Genomic DNA, 15,566 nt, shown 5'->3' with positions numbered 1-15,566 from the left:
ATCTATTTCTCTGTTTACCAAAGAAGTGTAATTGATGTGAGGAGCTTCTCTACTAATGAGCGACTTATAGATGTAAATCCTCCATTATTTGCTTTTGAAAATGGGGTTTTAGTTGGAAAACTTCCTAAGTTAAAGAAAAGTCTTCCGTTCAAAGTGTCTACATCTTTTTTTGATAGGAACCAGAATAAAAACTTTGTTCCTGTTACTGCTCCTAAATTTTATATTGAATCTGAAAGTAGTGGCTCATTTCTCCGGTTTGAAAGGAAGACATCATTTATGAAGGCAAAATATAGAGTTGGAATTAACAATTTTGCTTTTAAATCTGATAGAAAATTTAGGATAATAGGAGATACCAAATCATCCTTTCCCCCCGGCAAGTACCCCGCTCTTAAGAGGGCGGTAGTGGACAGGAGTTTCCCCGCTCCTGTCCACCTTTTTTCTGTTAGTTTTGAAAACCCTCAACCTCTATTATCGGATAAAGGCTCTCAGTTTCAACACCGTTTTCATTCAAGTGAAATTAATACCTTGCACGACACTTCTCTTTCTACTGTTTCCTTTTCCTATTTGCCAGAGCACTCTTCAGATGGTAGGTCTGACTCCAGCTCCGGTTTCTCGGATGGGTTGAACCACTCCTTTCACTTTCAGGATTTAAGAGGGGATACAGACTTTCAGGTTTCCTACGTTGATAGGAATTTAAAACTACTTGCTACTGTTAAGGGGAAAGTTCTGAATTTAAATCTAAATCTTTTGGGTAATATGCAACTTGACCCTTCAACTTTAAGGGACATTACTGCTGTTATTGAGAACTCCGGCTTTATTCCGGGTAAAATTACTCTTAAGCAGAGGAAGGGACGCTATACGCTGTCTCCTGAAGAAGCTTCTAAAAAGCTGGAGCTGAAGGTTTGAGGTGGTTTATCATTTTTTGCTTTTTTCTTCTTTTTACCTTCCAAAGAGTAGAGGCTATTACTGTAGATAAGGATGCCGTTCTGTATAAAAAGGGTGTTCAGCAGTTTAGGATAGGTTCTTACTCCACAGCTCTTGACTATTTTCTGAAGCTTCTCAAGCCTGGCTCAAAGTACTACTCTAAAAGTCTTCTCATGCTTGCAAAAACCTATTACGCTATAGGCAGAAAAACGGGAAACAAAAAGTTTTTCTGGCAGGCCCTTAATTACCTTCAGCTCTACTTTATATCTGTGGGAAACAGGGAGCTCCCCTGGGATTACTACTACACGAAGGCAAAGATATACGAAGCTCTCTCTTTCTATGAGCAGGCCCTTGCCGTTTACAGAGTTGCGTTCTTGTCAGCCAAAACTCCGCAGCAGAAAATAGATACAACGATAGGAATTGTCAGAACTGCTGTCTGGAGTAGAAGGAACGACATTGTAGATGAGTACTTCATTCTGGTTTCTACTTCAAAACTCAACCCTCAAGAAGAAAAAGAGGTAGAGTTCTTAAAGGGGCTTATTCTCTTTTCGCAGGGCAAGTATAGATATGCCCTTCCCTACTTTTTTAAACTCTACAAAGAGTTTGAGGATTTCCTGATAGACAATCCCGAGTACTACCTGTTAGTTGCTGAGGATATATACAGAACCGGAAATTTGACCCTTGCAGAACAGGTTTTTAGGAGGATAGCTTCACTCACAAAAGATCCTGCCGTTGTCAGGAAAGCTGTTCTCCGTTTGGGGGATATAGAGCTAAAACGGGGAAATAAGAAGCTATCATTTGTGTACTACTACTCAGTTATCCGTGACTATCCAAAATCTACAGAGAGTTTCGTTGCAAGGCTCAAAATCATCCCTATGATGAAGGATCCAGACATAAAGTACAGAGCTCTCCTCACTGGTGATAAAGCGTTTAAAGACCCCATAAACTACATAGTAAATCTTTTGGTTAACTACAGAACAACGTACGTGGGCATATATGCCCTTGCAGATTTAGGTTATCTGATTTTTGACATAGGAGCTCCCCCCAACGTTTTCCGCCGGCTCCTCTGGGAGGTTTCTCTGGTCTTTCCACAACAGGTAAAGTACGAGCAGAGAGAGTTCCTGAGATACCTCTGGGAACCTTACCTTCTCAAGCTTCCTCCTAAGAAAGGATGTAAGCTTTACAGAGCAAATCCCCGGTTCTTTCAGGAGATATTTGGAAAAGAAGTCCTCCTGAAGTTTGCCTCAGACCTGAAGGTGTGCAACCAGCGGAAGTTGAGAGTGGAGCTCCTCTCCTACATGGTCAACCGCTGGAGAGACGATGAGAGCAGGCTTCTCATGGCAGAGGCCCTCTTTGACGATAAGGACTTTTCAGAAGCTTTGAAGGTTCTGCAAAAGGTTAAGAACAGGAACTCCTGCCGCTATAAACTCATCTACTCAGAGATTCAGCTTGTTGCCGGTAGAACACCTCTGCCTCCTGAGGAGCTTATAAACGTATGTGGGGAGAAAAAGAGGGTAAAATTATTGGCAGTAGTTTTGGCCGGTTACTCTAAACGGGGAAATGTTGACTCTGCGTTCAGGATTTACCTGGAAAACAGGGACGGCCTTCTGAAGGGTTACGGTAATGACCCTGTTGTTAGGGCAGCTTTAGACAACCTTCTTCAAACGGCTCTTTTGAAGGAGAGTTACAGTATTGCCCTTCGGTTGGCCGAAGACCTTGATAGGGCTGGTTATAGAAACTGTTTCGTTGACAGCTATTTAACTATTTCGGCTGTGAGGTTGGGAAAGCTGAACGTGGCAAAGAGAAGTTACAGGGAGATAAAAGGCTGTGTTGACAGTCTATCTCTGCTTGCCAGAACTACTTATGAAGATGCCCTTTTAGGGGAGGAGAGCCTTGGGACTTTTCAAACCGTTAAGTGAGCTTGAGGTAGGAGCTTCTTACTTCTTCCGCCGCTCTGAAGTGATACAGGGGAACATTGCAAACGTAGATACTCCAAACTACAGACCAAAAGACCTGATCTTTGAAAGGGAGCTTGAAAAGGAGCTCCAACTGAAGAGGACAGACCCCCGCCACATAGACCCTCAGCAGCCCCGTTCTCAGTTTAAGATGATTGACTCTCCAGACTATTCAGGTTACGACAACAACAAAGTCAACCTTGATAAAGAGCTGGCGAAACTTGCAGAGTCTAACCTGATGATAAGGTTGATAAACGAAGCTTTGAGGAAAGAGATAGGGAAACTTAAGCTGGTTATTCAGGGGAGGTAGAAGTGATATTCAAAGGACTTGAGGTCTCCCTTACAGGAATGCTGGTTCAACGGGTGAGGATGGACATAGCTTCAAGTAACCTTGCAAATGCCAATTCTGTAGACGAAAATGGAAGACCTTACAGGAGAAAGGTTCCCATATTTGAAGCAGTTTTGGACAGTTCAGGAGATGTGTCTGTTTACAGAGTGAAGGTAAAGAAAGTTGTTGAAGATCCGTCCCCTTTTCGTCTCAAGTATGATCCTTCAAGTCCTTTGGCCGATAAGAACGGTTATGTGAAGCTTCCCAACGTTGATCCCGTTAAAGAGATGGTAGATATGATATCTGCGATGAGAAGCTACGAGGCCAATCTGACGGCCTTTAATACCTATAAGAACAGTATCCTCAATGCTGTTGAAATACTAAGGGCTTAGGGGGTATTATGAAAATAGAGCTTAACGTTAATTTTCCGGATTTGATTTCTTTAGAGAATAGGAAGAAAGATAATAACAGCTCTTTTTCTCGTATTTTGGAAGATTTCCTGAAAGAAGTTAACTCTCAGCAGCTCTCTGCAAGGGAAATTGAGAGAGCTCTCTCTGAGGGAAAGGTTAAAAACATAGAAGAAGCCATGTTCACGATAGAAAAGGCAGACCTTTCTCTGCGCCTTTTGACCGAGATAAGAAATAAAGCGCTTGAGAGCTATCAGGAAATAATGAGAATGCAGGTCTAACAGAGAGAGGGTTCCTTGAAGTTTGACGAGATAAGAGGAAAAGCAGAGGCCTTTTTAAGGGAAAAGGCTAACCTGAAGAATATTGCCCTTGTTCTGGGAGCGCTCACTCTCCTCTCCTTTTTGACCTTTATCGTTGCAAGCAGGCATTCTTCCCAGGGATATGCCGTTCTCTACACCCACCTGAGTCCTGATGACGCTGGCGAGATACTTTCCGTTCTCCAGCAGGAGCACATTCCTTACAAAGTTGTAGGAGACGGTTCCATAATTCTCGTTCCTAGGGATAAGGTTTACGACATCAGGCTTAAACTCGCTGCAAAGGGGATTCCACACGGTAAGGTTGTCGGTTTTGAGATATTTGATCAGACGAAGTTAGGGATAACCCAGTTTCAGCAGGACGTTGAATACCTGAGGGCTTTAGAGGGAGAGCTTGAGAGGACTATAAGGCGTATAGACGCAGTAAAGGACGTTAAAGTAAACATAGCTCTTCCTAAGGATTCCATCTTTGTGAGGCCTTCTCAGGAACCTAAAGCTTCTGTTCTTGTGGAACTCTGGCCTGGCAGAGACTTAACTCCTGAGCAAGTTAAAGCCATTGTCTTTTTGGTTTCCCACGCTGTTCCCGGCTTAAAACCGGAAAACGTTACCGTTGTTGACGATAGGGGAAGAGTTCTGACCGATCTCCTATCTGGAAGTGAGGATGAGACCGGTGCAAGTAAGGAGCTCCAGATAAAGCAAAAACTTGAAAGGGAGATTGAAAGAAAAGTTCAGTCTATGCTCTCTCAGGTTCTTGGTGGAAGTAAGGTTGTGGTAAGGGCCTCTGTAGAGATTGAAACCGGTAAAGTTCAGACAAAGAAAGAGATCTACAACCCGGATATGACTGCAGTTGTAAGCCAGAGGAAGGTTCAAGAGAGAGAAACGGGAGTGAAGAAGAAACCTCAGGGGGCTCCCGGCACAACAACCAACGTTCCACCTGTAGTGAACCTGGAGGCCAATCAACAGGTTGTTAAAAAAGAGAAGAAAGATGTAACAACCAACTATGATGTTTCAAAAACGATTGAAGAGTCATTTACTCCCGTTTTCAAGATAAAGAGGATAACTGTAGGAGTTTTGGTTGACGGGAAGTACGAAAAAGTTAAGACAAAAGATGGAACTATTGAGTACAAATTTGTTCCCAGGTCTCCACAGGAGATAAAAACTTACGAGCAGATAGTTAAAAGTGCGATAGGTTACGATCCGAAGAGGGGAGACGTTGTAACCGTTGCCAGTGTTCCCTTTGAGGCCAAACTCCTTATGGGCCATCCTAAAGCCAGAGAGGAGACGAAGTGGCTCTACTACGCCCTTGCCGGCGGTGTTTTAGGATTGCTGATTTTGGGAGCTCTGGCCTTTAAACTCCTGAAAGGGAAGGGTAAAGAGGAGATTCCGACTGAAACTCAGCTCCCTGAAGCCCTTATGGCAGAAATGGAAGCTCGCAAGAAGCACGAGGAAGAGCTTGAGGAGATTAAACTAGAGCAGGATCCCATCTACCTCAAGATTGTTGAGATCGGGAAAGACTACCCGGAGCTCCTCACAAACGTTATAAGCAAGTGGCTGAAGGAGGAGGGGCTCAGATGATAGACCTTGAAGATTTCTCTCCCTTCCTTGAAGTTAATAAGAAAACGGAAGCTAAGGAGAAAGAGGGAGAGGAGAGAAGCCTTGAGGAGCTGGAAGCTTTTTACAGGGAGGAGCTCCTTAAACTTCAGGAACACTACAGGAGAGAGATGGAGAAGGCGAAAGAAGAAGCCTACAGAAAAGGCTTTCGGGAAGGAGTAGAGAAAGCCCGTTCAGAACTTGAAACTAAAATGAAATCCTCTTTAGAGGAGATGGAGAAATCATACAACGAAAAACTCTCTGTTCTCAAGAAAAACCTTGACAGTTTAGTTTTCCAAATTGAAGAAAAAGGAAACGCCGTTATATCAGATTTTCTCAAGTCTGTTGCCGATTCGTTGATGGAAATCTTAGAGTTCCTCTATATCTCCCCAGAGAATGCTCCCTTTGTTAAGAGGAGTTTAGAGGAGCTCCTCTCAACGTTCTCCTCTGAGGAGCTTCTCTCCGTTGAAGTGGGCAAAGAGCTTGGAAAACTGCTTACCGGCGAGCACGTAAAAGTAAACGAAGAGCTTGGAGAGAACGACTTTCGTTTAACCTTTAAAGAGTTTACACTTGAGTCAAAACTGAAAGAGAAGCTGAACCTTCTGAGGGAAGAGCTTGAAAGAGAGGTTAAGAAACTTACCTAAGTACAGAGTAAAGGGAAAGGTTTTAGGCGTTAAGGGTGCCGTTATAGAGGCAAAGCTTCCAAAGGTTCGTATAGGGGACTTCTGCACCGTTAACGGCTCCTTAGAAGCAGAAGTCGTTGGTTTTAAGGAAGGAAAGACTCTCCTTATGGCCTACGATGACCCCAGTGGTGTTACCCTAGGGTCAGAAGTTGAAGCTAAACTCTCAGGTTTGAAGTTTCCCGTTGGAGACTCCCTATTAGGAGCCGTTGTTGACCCGTTTGGCAACGTTCTCAACGGGAAGGAGTTTATCCCAACAGACTTTGTTCCCCTTAAGCCTGTTCCCGTTAATCCGTTAGAAAGGGAAAGGATAAAGGAACCCCTTGACCTGGGAATCAGAGTAATAAACTCCCTCTTAACGGTAGGTAAAGGGCAGAGGTTAGGAATATTTGCTGGAGCTGGAGTTGGGAAAAGCACTCTCCTTGGAATGGTTGCCCGCTACACTTCTGCAGACGTCAACGTTGTCGCTCTTATAGGGGAGAGAGGAAGAGAGGTAAAAGAGTTTTTAGAGGACTGTTTGGGAAAAGAAGGGCTTGCCCGCTCAGTGGTTGTTGTTGCAACGTCTGATATGCCACCTCTTGCCAAGATACGGGCTGCCCACACTGCACTTGCCGTTGCTGAGTACTTCTCATCGCAGGGTAAAGATGTTCTTCTTCTCCTTGATTCACTTACAAGGTTTGCCATGGCGCAGAGGGAGATAGGTCTTTCTGTAGGAGAGCCCCCAACTTCAAAGGGCTATACCCCTTCTGTATTTTCCAGCCTTGCAAGGCTTATAGAGAGGGCAGGGAATTTCTCTAAGGGTGGGAGCATAACCGGTATCTTTACAGTTTTGGTTGAAGGTGATGATATCTCCCTTGACCCTGTGGCAGACGCCTCTGTTGGTCTTTTAGACGGACACATAGTTCTCTCAAGGGAGATGGCAAACAGAAGGCTCTTTCCTGCAGTTGATATTTTAAAGAGCGTAAGCCGTTTAACCCCTCAGCTTCTACCTGAGGAAGTTCTTAAAGAGCAAGCGGTTGTTTTTAAGTTAGAGAGCATCTACAGGGAAAACAGGGAGCTCATTCAGTTAGGCCTTTACAAGGCAGGGTCATCTCCTTTAATAGACCTCTCCATTTCTGCCCACAGGAGACTGGAAAACTTTGTAAGACAGGGAATAGATGAGAAAGTTCCTTTCAACGAGTCCCTTCTTCAGCTTCAGAATTTGGTAGACTCTATACTCAAGGAGGGAGAACTCCATGGGTGTGGACGGCATCTTCTTGAATAATGAATCACAGGTAAAAGTTGTAGGGCCCGATTACGACAACTCAAAAATGACAAAAGAGCAGTTTTTGAAAGTTCTCCTTGCAACGATAGAGTGGCAGGATCCGTTGCAGGCGGAGAACATCTCCGACTTCATCAACAACTCTGTTAAGCTCAGGGAGATGGAGGTTTTAAACTCCTTTGAGAACAGCGTAGATGACCTGAAAAATTCTTTAAAATCCACGGAGCTCTTCTATGCGACTTCATTTATAGGAAAAGAAGTTCTCTATCAGGGTGATAAAACTTACGTTAAAGATGGAAAAGGAAAGTTCTACTTTGAGCTGAAAAAACCGGCTTCTTACGTTGAGGTTGTTGTTAAAGACTCTAAAGGAAACGTTGTTGACAGGAAAGAGTTTACAGATCTTTCCTCTGGCAGTTATCCTGTGGAGATAGATAACCCTTCTTTACAGAACGGATACTATACGGTCTCGGTTCTGGCAAAAGACAGCAATGGAAACCCTGTTGACGTTGACCTTGAAAGTTTTGCCTTAGTTGATGGTGTTAGGAAAAAAGAGAGTGGCGTTTACCTTACTACCTCTGTTGAGGAAATACCTCTTGAAAACGTAATTGGAATAGGAGGTTGAGATGCTGCAGTCTTTCTACACTGCGTTTACAGGTCTCTCTGCCGATAAGAAGTGGCTCTCTGTTATCTCAGACAACATTGCCAACGTTAATACTGTAGGTTATAAAGCAGAGAACGCAGTTTTTGAGGACCTTCTCGCAAGGAGCTTGACCACTTTTAAAAACGGAGCTCCCGTCAATCAGGAAATAGGCGGTGGAACGTTCATAAGCGCAACTGTTAAAGACTTCAGTCAGGGAACCTTTAAGAATACAAACAACCCCCTTGACCTTGCATTAGACGGGGAAGGCTTCTTTATGGTTAAAGACAAGGCCGGGGCTACCTACTACACGAGAAACGGCCAGTTCAGACTTGACGCCAACGGTGACATAATAAACATGCTTGGCATGAAAGTTCAGGGCTGGATGCTTGATGAAAACGGCAACGTGGCGGGGGCTATTGGCAACATAAACGTTCCTATGAGTATGGATCCGAAAGCTACAACCTACGTTGCCTTTAAAGACCCGAGCAACCTTGATTCAAGGGCTCAGTTTATAGTAGACAACCCCAACACTGCAGATGTTGACGAGTCAATCTTCAACCCTGCAAACTCAGATACCTACAATTACGTTAACGCTGTTACTATCTACGACTCTTTAGGAAACCCCCACGAGCTTGACTACTACTTCATTCACAAAAACGATAACGGTGAAGCTTACTGGCTTATCTTTGCGATGATTGACGGGAAGCCGGTAGAGATTCCGAAAGATAATCAGAACTATGCCTTTTTGAAGGTAAAGTTTAAAACAGATGGAACAATAGACGATACTGCCATAAAAGGCTACGGTGCTGTAACCACTCAGGGAACGGAAACCGATACAGAAGATGCAAACGACGATGGAACTTTTACCCTTTCAAACACTCCCGTTGTTCCCGGTAGTATAGGGGAAATTACCTATACCGTAGGCAACATCACCAGAACACTGATAGACAACGGAAAGGGAAAGCTTATAGACAAGGAAACAGGAGATGTCAGGGGAACGATAGACTACTCAAACGGTAAGATTTACATATCTGAGCTTGCCCACAACGGAAACAGCGATTCAATTACCGTTTCAGGCTATCAGACTTACGACACCTCTGAGTCAACCAATGCCTTAGATCCCAAGCGAATAGCTACGGCACCGGTTGACCTGAACAACGGAGCTGCTCCCATTTCCCTTTCTTTCAACATCCTTAACCTGAGGCAGCTTGCTTCTGACTTTATGTTCTACGCAGAACAAGACGGAAACAGTAAAGGAGATCTGATGTCTGTTTCTGTAAGTGAAGATGGGATTATTAAGGCCTCTTATACAAACGGAAGAGTTAGAAATATTGCAAGGCTTGCTGTTGCAAACTTTAAGGATAAAGAGATGCTCGTCAGAAAGGGTAGCTGGCTCTACGTTCCAAATGTTCAAACCTATACGCCGGTTATTATGCCCGGAGGAGTTGTTTCAAAGATAAGGAGCGGTATGCTTGAGATGTCTAACGTTGACATAGCCAACGAGTTTATTAAGCTTATAACTGCCCAGCGTTCTTACCAGGCAAATGCCAGAGTTATCACAACAGACGACCAGATACTCCAGGAGACTATGAACATCAAGAGGTAGTAGATGGCTGAGGAGGAAAAGGTAAATCAGGAGCAGGAAGAGAAGGGTGGTGGTAAGAAGAAGCTCATCTTCCTGCTCTTAATAGTTCTTCTTGTTGCTGCCGGTGGTGGTGCTGCCTATAAGTTTTTAGTTCTTGATAAGAAAAAAGCGGCCGAGACGAAAGAGAAACAGGCCGAGAAGATAATAGAGGAGATAAAGGCTACCGAGAACGTGGGGGTAATGTTTGACTTAGGCACTTTTGTTGTTAATCTGGCAGATCCGGACATAGAAAGATACTTGAAAGTTTCAATAGTTTTAGAGCTTAAAGACCAGAAGGTTCAGCAGGAAGCTCAGAAAAGGCTTCCGGAGATAAAGGATGCTATTACCACTCTTCTCCTTACTAAAAGGAGCTCCGACATAAGAACCCCTGAAGGGATAGAGTTTTTGAAGGAAGAGATAGCAAAGAGAGTTAACGCAATTCTTCCCCTTGGTGGAGTGAAGAATGTCTACTTCACAGAGTTCATCATCCAGACAGGATAGTGTAGAGGAAATTGAGAAGTTTGGAGATATAAAGCTTAAAATTTCCCTTGTTCTGGGAAATAAGGAGCTCCCCCTCTCAAAGGTTCTCAAACTGAAGGAGGGGGATCTTATCGTCTTTGACAAGAAACTTGAGGACTACCTTGACGTTAAACTCAACGATCAGGATTTTGGAATAGGGGAGATAATAGTCATAAACGATAAAATAAGCCTGAGGTTGGTTGACCTTGTCTGACGAGGCCTTGAAGTTTCTCTTTAATTCACTCTTTGTTATCTTAGGCCTCTTAGCAGTTTACTTTTTCGTTGTGAAGTTTAATCCGAACTTGAGGAGGGGCGGCCGGAGGGAGATTGAGGTTCTGGATAGGTACCCGATAGACAGGGAAAGCTCCCTAATCCTCTTTAAGGTAAGGGGAACCACGTTCCTCTGCTGTCACAGTAGAGGGGAGGTTAAAGTTCTGAGAGAGTGGAAAGATGAAGAAAGCTCTGAGACTTCTTCCGATAGTTCTTCTTCCGATTAACGCTTATGGTCAAACTGTCTCTGAAATTGCCAGCTCTTTAGGCCACGTTGACATAACTCTGAAGATCCTTTTCCTGATAACCGTTCTCGCCCTTGCTCCTTCAATTCTCATAACTGTTACGAGCTTTACGAGGATAGTAATAATCCTGTCCCTTCTCCGCCATGCCCTTGGAACTCCTCAAACTCCGCCCAACCAGGTAATCATCGCCCTTTCGCTCTTTCTCACCCTTTTCACAATGGCTCCCACTTTTAAGAAAATAGATGAGGTTGCGCTTCAGCCCTACCTGAGGGGGGAGCTCTCAGACGTTGCGGCCGTTGAAAGAGCCACTGTTCCGCTGAAGGAGTTTATGTTAAGGAATACCAGAAAGGAAGATCTGAAACTCTTTTTAGACATAAGAGGAGAGAAACCTTCATCCCCTCAGGAAATTTCAATGATAACTTTAATCCCGGCATTTATGGTCAGTGAGATAAAAACGGCCTTTGAGTTTGTCTTTGTGATCTACCTTCCATTTATCGTTATAGACCTTTTAGTTGCCAGTATTCTGATGTCTATGGGAATGATGATGATTCCACCTATGATGCTCTCTCTTCCTTTTAAGCTTATACTCTTTGTCGTTTCCGGTGGATGGGAACTTCTCGTTAAATCCATTATACTGAGCTACAGATGACGGTTGACCAGGTTATCTTTTTGGGACAGAAGATGATGGAGGTGGCTCTTGTTGTGGGAGCTCCCGTCCTCGTAATTACCTTCATTGTTGGCGTTCTTATTAGCGTTTTTCAGGCTGCAACCCAGATCCACGAAATGACCTTAACTTTCATTCCCAAAATTCTAGCCGCTCTCATCTCTGTCTTTATCTTCGGCGGCTGGATGTTTATAAAGCTTGTTGAGTACACCAAAGAGAACTTCCAGTACCTTCTTCAGATGGTGAGATGAGTGAGCTTGTTGGCTACCTCTCTGCCCACTTCGGCATTTTCCTTCTGGTTCTTGTAAGGCTCTCTTCCCTTTTTATTTCCTTTCCCTTCTTCTCAACTCCTTTTATTCCGCCAAATGTGAAAGTTCTCCTGATCCTTGCCCTCTCTTTCTTCATACTTCCCTACGTTAACGGCTCTGTTGACCTTACACAGCTTCCGCTCTTAGAGCTTGCTCTTTTAGTTTTAAAAGAGGTTCTCGTTGGCATTTTCCTCTCCCTTGTTGCCTTTATCTTCTACAGTATAACCATATACGCCGCAGAGCTTATCTCCTACATGATGGGTCTTACCGTTGTCAATATGTTTGACCCGACTTTCGGTATGGTCTCCGTTCTGGGGCGCTTCTTCGTTCTTCTTTTTTACGCAGTTTTCTTCTCCACCGGTGCCTACAGGGTATTTATCGGAGCTCTCTTTGAGAGTTTTAAAGTCGTTCCAGTAGGTGCTTTCAATCTCTCTGAGCCTCTATACCGGTTTTTCCTGAAAGAGGGAGCTCTCCTCTTTTTCCTCTCTTTCAAAATGGCCTTTCCGTTTCTATTAGCGCTCTTTATAACAAACCTTGCACTTGCTCTGATAAACAGGCTTATTCCTCAAATAAACGTTTTTATAGTTGGTCTTCCTGTTCAGCTCTTTGTAGGGCTTTTTCTCCTTACTGTCGGATTTTCCGCTCTAATCTACTTCACCAGAGGGCTGGTTGAAAGATTTATTGAGGAATTTCTGACCGTTTTCAGAATTTTAGGAGGATAAGTGGCAAAAGACCCTTCAAAAACCGAAAAGGCGACTCCGCGGCGGCGTCAGAAGGCACGGGAAGAAGGTCAGGTTTTAAAGAGTCAGGACGTTCCTATAGCTTTATCTCTAATTGCTGTTTCTATTATTCTTATTTTTTACATACCTTTTGCTTTTAAAAAACTCAAAGATTACGTTTACTATGTATTTTCCCAATCGGCCTACTTAGATCTCTCCCCTCTACTGTTAACATCTGTGTATGTTTTCTTCTTTTTGATCCTTCCCGTTTTTACAGTTCTTCTTATAGTTGGTATTTTCGGAAACGTTGTTCAGTTTGGGTTCATTTTTACGCTTAAACCTTTGGTTCCCAAACTATCTAACGTTAACCCTATTACGGGAATTCAGAGGGTTTTCTCTTTCAAGACTCTGTTTGAAACGTTAAAGAGCTCTCTAAAACTAACAGTTGCCGTTGCTCTGGGATACTACACTGTGGTTCATACCCTCTCAGGCTTCAGTTCCCTCTCCTTTATCTCTTTCGGAGATGAAGTCTACTTCCTTGTAAAGGATTCTGTTCTCCTCTTCTTTGCATTTGGTCTTCTCTCTATTCCGATTGCCGGAGTTGACTACCTTTTCAGGCGTTGGGAGTACGAAGAGAACCTGAAGATGAGCAAGCAGGAGGTTAAAGAGGAGAGGAAGCAACAGGAGGGACATCCCCTTATCAAGTCTGCCATAAGGCGCCGCCAGAGAGAGATAGCAATGAAACGGATGATGGCGGAGGTTCCAAAGGCAGACGTTGTTATTACGAACCCAACCCACTACGCCGTTGCCCTGAAGTATGAGAGGGGTAAGATGCACGCTCCAAAAGTTGTTGCTAAGGGAGCCGACTCTGTAGCTCTTAAGATAAGGGAGATTGCCCTTGAAAATGGTGTTCCGATAGAAGAGAATCCAGAACTTGCCAGAACTCTTTACGAAACCTGTGAAGTTGGAGATTACATACCGGAGGAGCTCTACAGGGCAGTTGCCAGGATTCTGGCTAAGATTTACCGCCAGAGGGGGATGAAGCCTTAAGGTTCGTCAGTATCTTAACTATCTGGTCAACCATTTTCGGATCTACGTAGTTCAGTATCTCTCCTGCTATTCTGCTCTTCATGTTGTAGAGTATGTAGGCTGCCTCTTTCGGGTCTGTCATTGCAGATATCTTCTGGCCTGCCATTTCTGGATCCATCTTCGAAAACATCTGTGCAAGTTTTTTATACCTTTCAGACTGAACTCTCCGAATCTCTTTCTGGAACTCTTCTCTTTCCCGTTTTAAGGCTTTCCTCTCCTGTTCTATCTTCTGCAAAAGCTCTTGGTTTTTCTCTATCAGTGATTCAACCTCTTTCTTCAAGGACAGGAGTTTCTCTATCTCTTTCTGGGTCTCTTTCTTCTCTACCTGTTCCTGTCCCAGTGCGTTGGGAACCAGCAGGCTAATCAGTATAGCGGCTACTAAGAACCTCATGGATAAACCTCTCTAAAAGGAGCTCCTCTCTCCTTTCTTTCTCCCTTTCCCTCTTCTCAATAAATTTCTCTACCGCTTTAACCTCTCCACTTTTAACTGCTACTTTGTCTCTCTGCTTGTCTATTTCCTTTCTTAGGAATTCTAACTCTTCTTTAACTTTCCTCAGCTCTTTCAAAAGTGCCTTTCCAGTTTCATTCCAGAAACCCAACTCAACGGGGCTTTTTACAGTAAGCTTATTGAGAGAGTTGAGTTTTTCCTGGAGCCCTTTTTTCTTTAACTTCACCTCTTCGGCTTTTGAGAGGAGCTCCTTCAGTTTTCTCTCTTCATCAGAGAGCTCCCTCTTCTTCACCCTTAAAACGGTTTCAATTCCTTTCATCCTCTGTGTTTCACCATCAGCTGTGCCAGTTTCTGCTGTTCTTTCTTAACGAAGTCGTGTATAAACTTCTGTTCTTCCGGCTTGATCTTTTCAAATTTTACGCCGTAGCAGGTGGCATGTCTTCTGGGGTAAACGTTAACGACAGTAGCTTTAAAGTTTAACTGTTTTCCTGACAGGATAAAACTTAACATTAAATCAGTTGTTGGTTGAATTTCAGACTGGTACTCGCTTAGAGAGATACAAACCTTAGCTCCACCAGCAGATATGTCAACGATTTCCCCTTTAATCCATTTAACTTCTTCGCCGATTCTGATTCCAACTTTAACGGGAACTTCAACTTCCACTCTTGTGTACTCCCTTCTCTGATACCGGGTAAGTTCAAAAGTGTGTGGAATTTTGAGAATAGTTTTTCCATTTTCTGTAAACATGTCCTCAACAACACCTTCAAACTTGTAGATACCGTCTCCCCGTCTGACGAAAGAAATGGTTACATTCTGACCTACTAAATTTGGAATGCTCTTTTTATCAATAACTGCCCAGTACATAAACTTTTCATCTTTGTCAAAAAGGGCAACTTCAAAACCTTCTTTGGTTTGGGTGTAAAGCTTTGCAGGTTGGAAGAGTTCTATATCTTTTGTTGAAACGAGAGGGACAAAGTAGGGGACGTAATCAAACCCTAATTTTGACCTCATATCCTGAATCAGCTTTTCGTCTGCGTTTGGGTCTGTTTTAAGGTATAGATCAACCACTTTTTCAAAGGGGGCTTTAAACTCCAGTGCAAGGAAAGGATCTCTTCCCAACTTCAGTGAGTACTCCCATATTATCTGAGCCTCTTTTTCAGATAGCCCTCTCTCATACGCTTCTTTAAAGAAGTAATCCTTTAGCTTCTTTCCTCTTAGGTATTCCCTTATTAGGCCTATTAAAATCAAGCTCAGAATAAGGACAGCAAGAATGAGGATGAAAGTAATAACAGTATCTACACCAGCTTGAGGCAGCTTCAGAAAGCTCAGATTCCGCATAGGTCTATTCCTCAGGGAGTTTAGACTCCGTTATTGTAGCATAAGCGATTTTAACCTTCTCAATAAAGCTACAAATATTCCTTACTTTTTGTGCTGTTAGATTTTCTATTCTGATGTAGCTTTTCTTATTAAGTTTAATTTTTGCGCTTCTAATGGATATGTTGCCCTTTTTAAAATAAATTTTCTTAATAGAAGCTGGAAATTTATTACAGATTACCCCAGAGAAGTCAATAATGTTTACTC

The 15,566-nt window shown here is 43.3% G+C and carries 21 protein-coding genes; 17 read left to right on the top strand and 4 right to left on the bottom strand.

Annotation, left to right across the window (positions count from 1 at the left end; translation table 11 throughout):
* From F8H35_RS03020 to flhB, 17 genes are all read left to right on the top strand, one after another.
* The coding region (locus tag F8H35_RS03020; RefSeq protein ID WP_472572098.1) for a hypothetical protein at window positions 1-906 on the top strand (906 nt) is incomplete at its 5' end.
* Window positions 903-2,843 carry a tetratricopeptide repeat protein gene (locus tag F8H35_RS03015; RefSeq protein ID WP_472572097.1) on the top strand — a complete coding sequence of 647 codons (1,941 nt, stop codon included), beginning with the start codon at window positions 903-905 and terminating at the stop codon, window positions 2,841-2,843. The genes F8H35_RS03020 and F8H35_RS03015, both read left to right, overlap by 4 nt.
* Window positions 2,818-3,189 carry a flagellar basal body rod protein FlgB gene (gene flgB, locus F8H35_RS03010; protein WP_472572096.1) on the top strand — a complete coding sequence of 124 codons (372 nt, stop codon included), beginning with the start codon at window positions 2,818-2,820 and terminating at the stop codon, window positions 3,187-3,189. The genes F8H35_RS03015 and flgB overlap by 26 nt, the downstream gene beginning before the upstream one ends.
* A gap of 2 nt (window positions 3,190-3,191) precedes the next feature.
* On the top strand, window positions 3,192-3,599 hold the full coding sequence (gene flgC / locus F8H35_RS03005; protein ID WP_472572095.1) for a flagellar basal body rod protein FlgC: 408 nt from the start codon (window positions 3,192-3,194) through the stop codon (window positions 3,597-3,599).
* 8 nt (window positions 3,600-3,607) lie between these two features.
* Window positions 3,608-3,895 carry a flagellar hook-basal body complex protein FliE gene (gene fliE / locus F8H35_RS03000; RefSeq protein ID WP_472572094.1) on the top strand — a complete coding sequence of 96 codons (288 nt, stop codon included), beginning with the start codon at window positions 3,608-3,610 and terminating at the stop codon, window positions 3,893-3,895.
* A gap of 15 nt (window positions 3,896-3,910) precedes the next feature.
* On the top strand, window positions 3,911-5,503 hold the full coding sequence (gene fliF, locus F8H35_RS02995; RefSeq protein ID WP_472572093.1) for a flagellar basal-body MS-ring/collar protein FliF: 1,593 nt from the start codon (window positions 3,911-3,913) through the stop codon (window positions 5,501-5,503).
* Window positions 5,500-6,162, top strand: coding sequence for a FliH/SctL family protein (locus F8H35_RS02990; RefSeq protein WP_472572092.1), 663 nt, complete (start codon window positions 5,500-5,502; stop codon window positions 6,160-6,162). Before fliF ends, F8H35_RS02990 begins: the two co-directional genes overlap by 4 nt.
* Window positions 6,134-7,462 (top strand): FliI/YscN family ATPase, encoded by a 1,329-nt coding sequence (locus F8H35_RS02985; RefSeq protein WP_472572091.1) that lies wholly within the window; start codon window positions 6,134-6,136, stop codon window positions 7,460-7,462. Before F8H35_RS02990 ends, F8H35_RS02985 begins: the two co-directional genes overlap by 29 nt.
* Window positions 7,434-8,081: a flagellar hook assembly protein FlgD gene (locus F8H35_RS02980; RefSeq protein ID WP_472572090.1), complete on the top strand. Its 648-nt coding sequence runs from the start codon at window positions 7,434-7,436 to the stop codon at window positions 8,079-8,081. Before F8H35_RS02985 ends, F8H35_RS02980 begins: the two co-directional genes overlap by 29 nt.
* A 1-nt stretch (window position 8,082) precedes the next feature.
* Complete coding sequence (locus tag F8H35_RS02975; protein WP_472572089.1) at window positions 8,083-9,705, top strand: flagellar hook protein FlgE; 1,623 nt, start codon at window positions 8,083-8,085, stop codon at window positions 9,703-9,705.
* A 3-nt stretch (window positions 9,706-9,708) separates the two neighbouring features.
* On the top strand, window positions 9,709-10,224 hold the full coding sequence (locus F8H35_RS02970) for a flagellar basal body-associated FliL family protein (protein ID WP_472572088.1): 516 nt from the start codon (window positions 9,709-9,711) through the stop codon (window positions 10,222-10,224).
* A complete protein-coding gene (locus tag F8H35_RS02965; protein WP_472572087.1) occupies window positions 10,187-10,456 on the top strand; it encodes a FliM/FliN family flagellar motor switch protein in 270 nt (89 codons plus the stop codon). The genes F8H35_RS02970 and F8H35_RS02965 overlap by 38 nt, the downstream gene beginning before the upstream one ends.
* Window positions 10,449-10,739: a flagellar biosynthetic protein FliO gene (locus F8H35_RS02960; RefSeq protein ID WP_472572086.1), complete on the top strand. Its 291-nt coding sequence runs from the start codon at window positions 10,449-10,451 to the stop codon at window positions 10,737-10,739. The genes F8H35_RS02965 and F8H35_RS02960 overlap by 8 nt, the downstream gene beginning before the upstream one ends.
* A complete protein-coding gene (fliP, locus tag F8H35_RS02955; protein WP_472572085.1) occupies window positions 10,693-11,406 on the top strand; it encodes a flagellar type III secretion system pore protein FliP in 714 nt (237 codons plus the stop codon). Before F8H35_RS02960 ends, fliP begins: the two co-directional genes overlap by 47 nt.
* Window positions 11,403-11,672 carry a flagellar biosynthesis protein FliQ gene (gene fliQ / locus F8H35_RS02950; protein ID WP_472572084.1) on the top strand — a complete coding sequence of 90 codons (270 nt, stop codon included), beginning with the start codon at window positions 11,403-11,405 and terminating at the stop codon, window positions 11,670-11,672. Before fliP ends, fliQ begins: the two co-directional genes overlap by 4 nt.
* On the top strand, window positions 11,669-12,451 hold the full coding sequence (locus F8H35_RS02945) for a flagellar biosynthetic protein FliR (protein WP_472572083.1): 783 nt from the start codon (window positions 11,669-11,671) through the stop codon (window positions 12,449-12,451). The genes fliQ and F8H35_RS02945 overlap by 4 nt, the downstream gene beginning before the upstream one ends.
* Window positions 12,452-13,498 carry a flagellar biosynthesis protein FlhB gene (gene flhB / locus F8H35_RS02940; protein ID WP_472572082.1) on the top strand — a complete coding sequence of 349 codons (1,047 nt, stop codon included), beginning with the start codon at window positions 12,452-12,454 and terminating at the stop codon, window positions 13,496-13,498. It begins immediately after the preceding gene.
* On the opposite strand, the gene F8H35_RS02935 is transcribed toward flhB, so the two are convergent.
* The 4 genes from F8H35_RS02935 to F8H35_RS02920 form a co-directional block, all read right to left on the bottom strand.
* Complete coding sequence (locus F8H35_RS02935; RefSeq protein ID WP_472572081.1) at window positions 13,464-13,928, bottom strand: MotE family protein; 465 nt, start codon at window positions 13,926-13,928, stop codon at window positions 13,464-13,466. The two genes, flhB and F8H35_RS02935, sit on opposite strands and share 35 nt — an antisense overlap.
* Window positions 13,897-14,304: a hypothetical protein gene (locus F8H35_RS02930; RefSeq protein ID WP_472572080.1), complete on the bottom strand. Its 408-nt coding sequence runs from the start codon at window positions 14,302-14,304 to the stop codon at window positions 13,897-13,899. The genes F8H35_RS02935 and F8H35_RS02930 overlap by 32 nt, the downstream gene beginning before the upstream one ends.
* Window positions 14,301-15,323 (bottom strand): flagellar brake protein, encoded by a 1,023-nt coding sequence (locus F8H35_RS02925; protein ID WP_472572079.1) that lies wholly within the window; start codon window positions 15,321-15,323, stop codon window positions 14,301-14,303. The genes F8H35_RS02930 and F8H35_RS02925 overlap by 4 nt, the downstream gene beginning before the upstream one ends.
* 4 nt (window positions 15,324-15,327) lie before the next feature.
* On the bottom strand, window positions 15,328-15,566 hold a 239-nt coding region (locus F8H35_RS02920), incomplete at its 5' end, for a hypothetical protein (protein ID WP_472572078.1).

It is taken from the genome of Thermovibrio sp. (genome assembly GCA_015488335.1).
In the GTDB taxonomy this organism is placed as follows: domain Bacteria; phylum Aquificota; class Aquificia; order Desulfurobacteriales; family Desulfurobacteriaceae; genus Balnearium.
Note: the sequence above shows the minus strand (reverse complement) of the source record. Positions and strands in the feature narration are given on the sequence as shown.

What these genes read in the sequence shown, in the direction of transcription:
- fliE (WP_472572094.1), top strand. Translation starts at nt 3,608, where the DNA reads ATGAAAATAGAGCTTAACGTTAATTTTCCGGATTTGATTTCTTTAGAG.
- F8H35_RS02990 (WP_472572092.1), top strand. Translation starts at nt 5,500, where the DNA reads ATGATAGACCTTGAAGATTTCTCTCCCTTCCTTGAAGTTAATAAGAAA.
- F8H35_RS02980 (WP_472572090.1), top strand. Translation starts at nt 7,434, where the DNA reads ATGGGTGTGGACGGCATCTTCTTGAATAATGAATCACAGGTAAAAGTT.
- F8H35_RS02975 (WP_472572089.1), top strand. Translation starts at nt 8,083, where the DNA reads ATGCTGCAGTCTTTCTACACTGCGTTTACAGGTCTCTCTGCCGATAAG.
- F8H35_RS02970 (WP_472572088.1), top strand. Translation starts at nt 9,709, where the DNA reads ATGGCTGAGGAGGAAAAGGTAAATCAGGAGCAGGAAGAGAAGGGTGGT.
- F8H35_RS02965 (WP_472572087.1), top strand. Translation starts at nt 10,187, where the DNA reads ATGTCTACTTCACAGAGTTCATCATCCAGACAGGATAGTGTAGAGGAA.
- fliP (WP_472572085.1), top strand. Translation starts at nt 10,693, where the DNA reads ATGAAGAAAGCTCTGAGACTTCTTCCGATAGTTCTTCTTCCGATTAAC.
- fliQ (WP_472572084.1), top strand. Translation starts at nt 11,403, where the DNA reads ATGACGGTTGACCAGGTTATCTTTTTGGGACAGAAGATGATGGAGGTG.
- F8H35_RS02945 (WP_472572083.1), top strand. Translation starts at nt 11,669, where the DNA reads ATGAGTGAGCTTGTTGGCTACCTCTCTGCCCACTTCGGCATTTTCCTT.
- F8H35_RS02935 (WP_472572081.1), bottom strand. Translation starts at nt 13,928, where the DNA reads ATGAGGTTCTTAGTAGCCGCTATACTGATTAGCCTGCTGGTTCCCAAC.
- F8H35_RS02930 (WP_472572080.1), bottom strand. Translation starts at nt 14,304, where the DNA reads ATGAAAGGAATTGAAACCGTTTTAAGGGTGAAGAAGAGGGAGCTCTCT.
- F8H35_RS02925 (WP_472572079.1), bottom strand. Translation starts at nt 15,323, where the DNA reads ATGCGGAATCTGAGCTTTCTGAAGCTGCCTCAAGCTGGTGTAGATACT.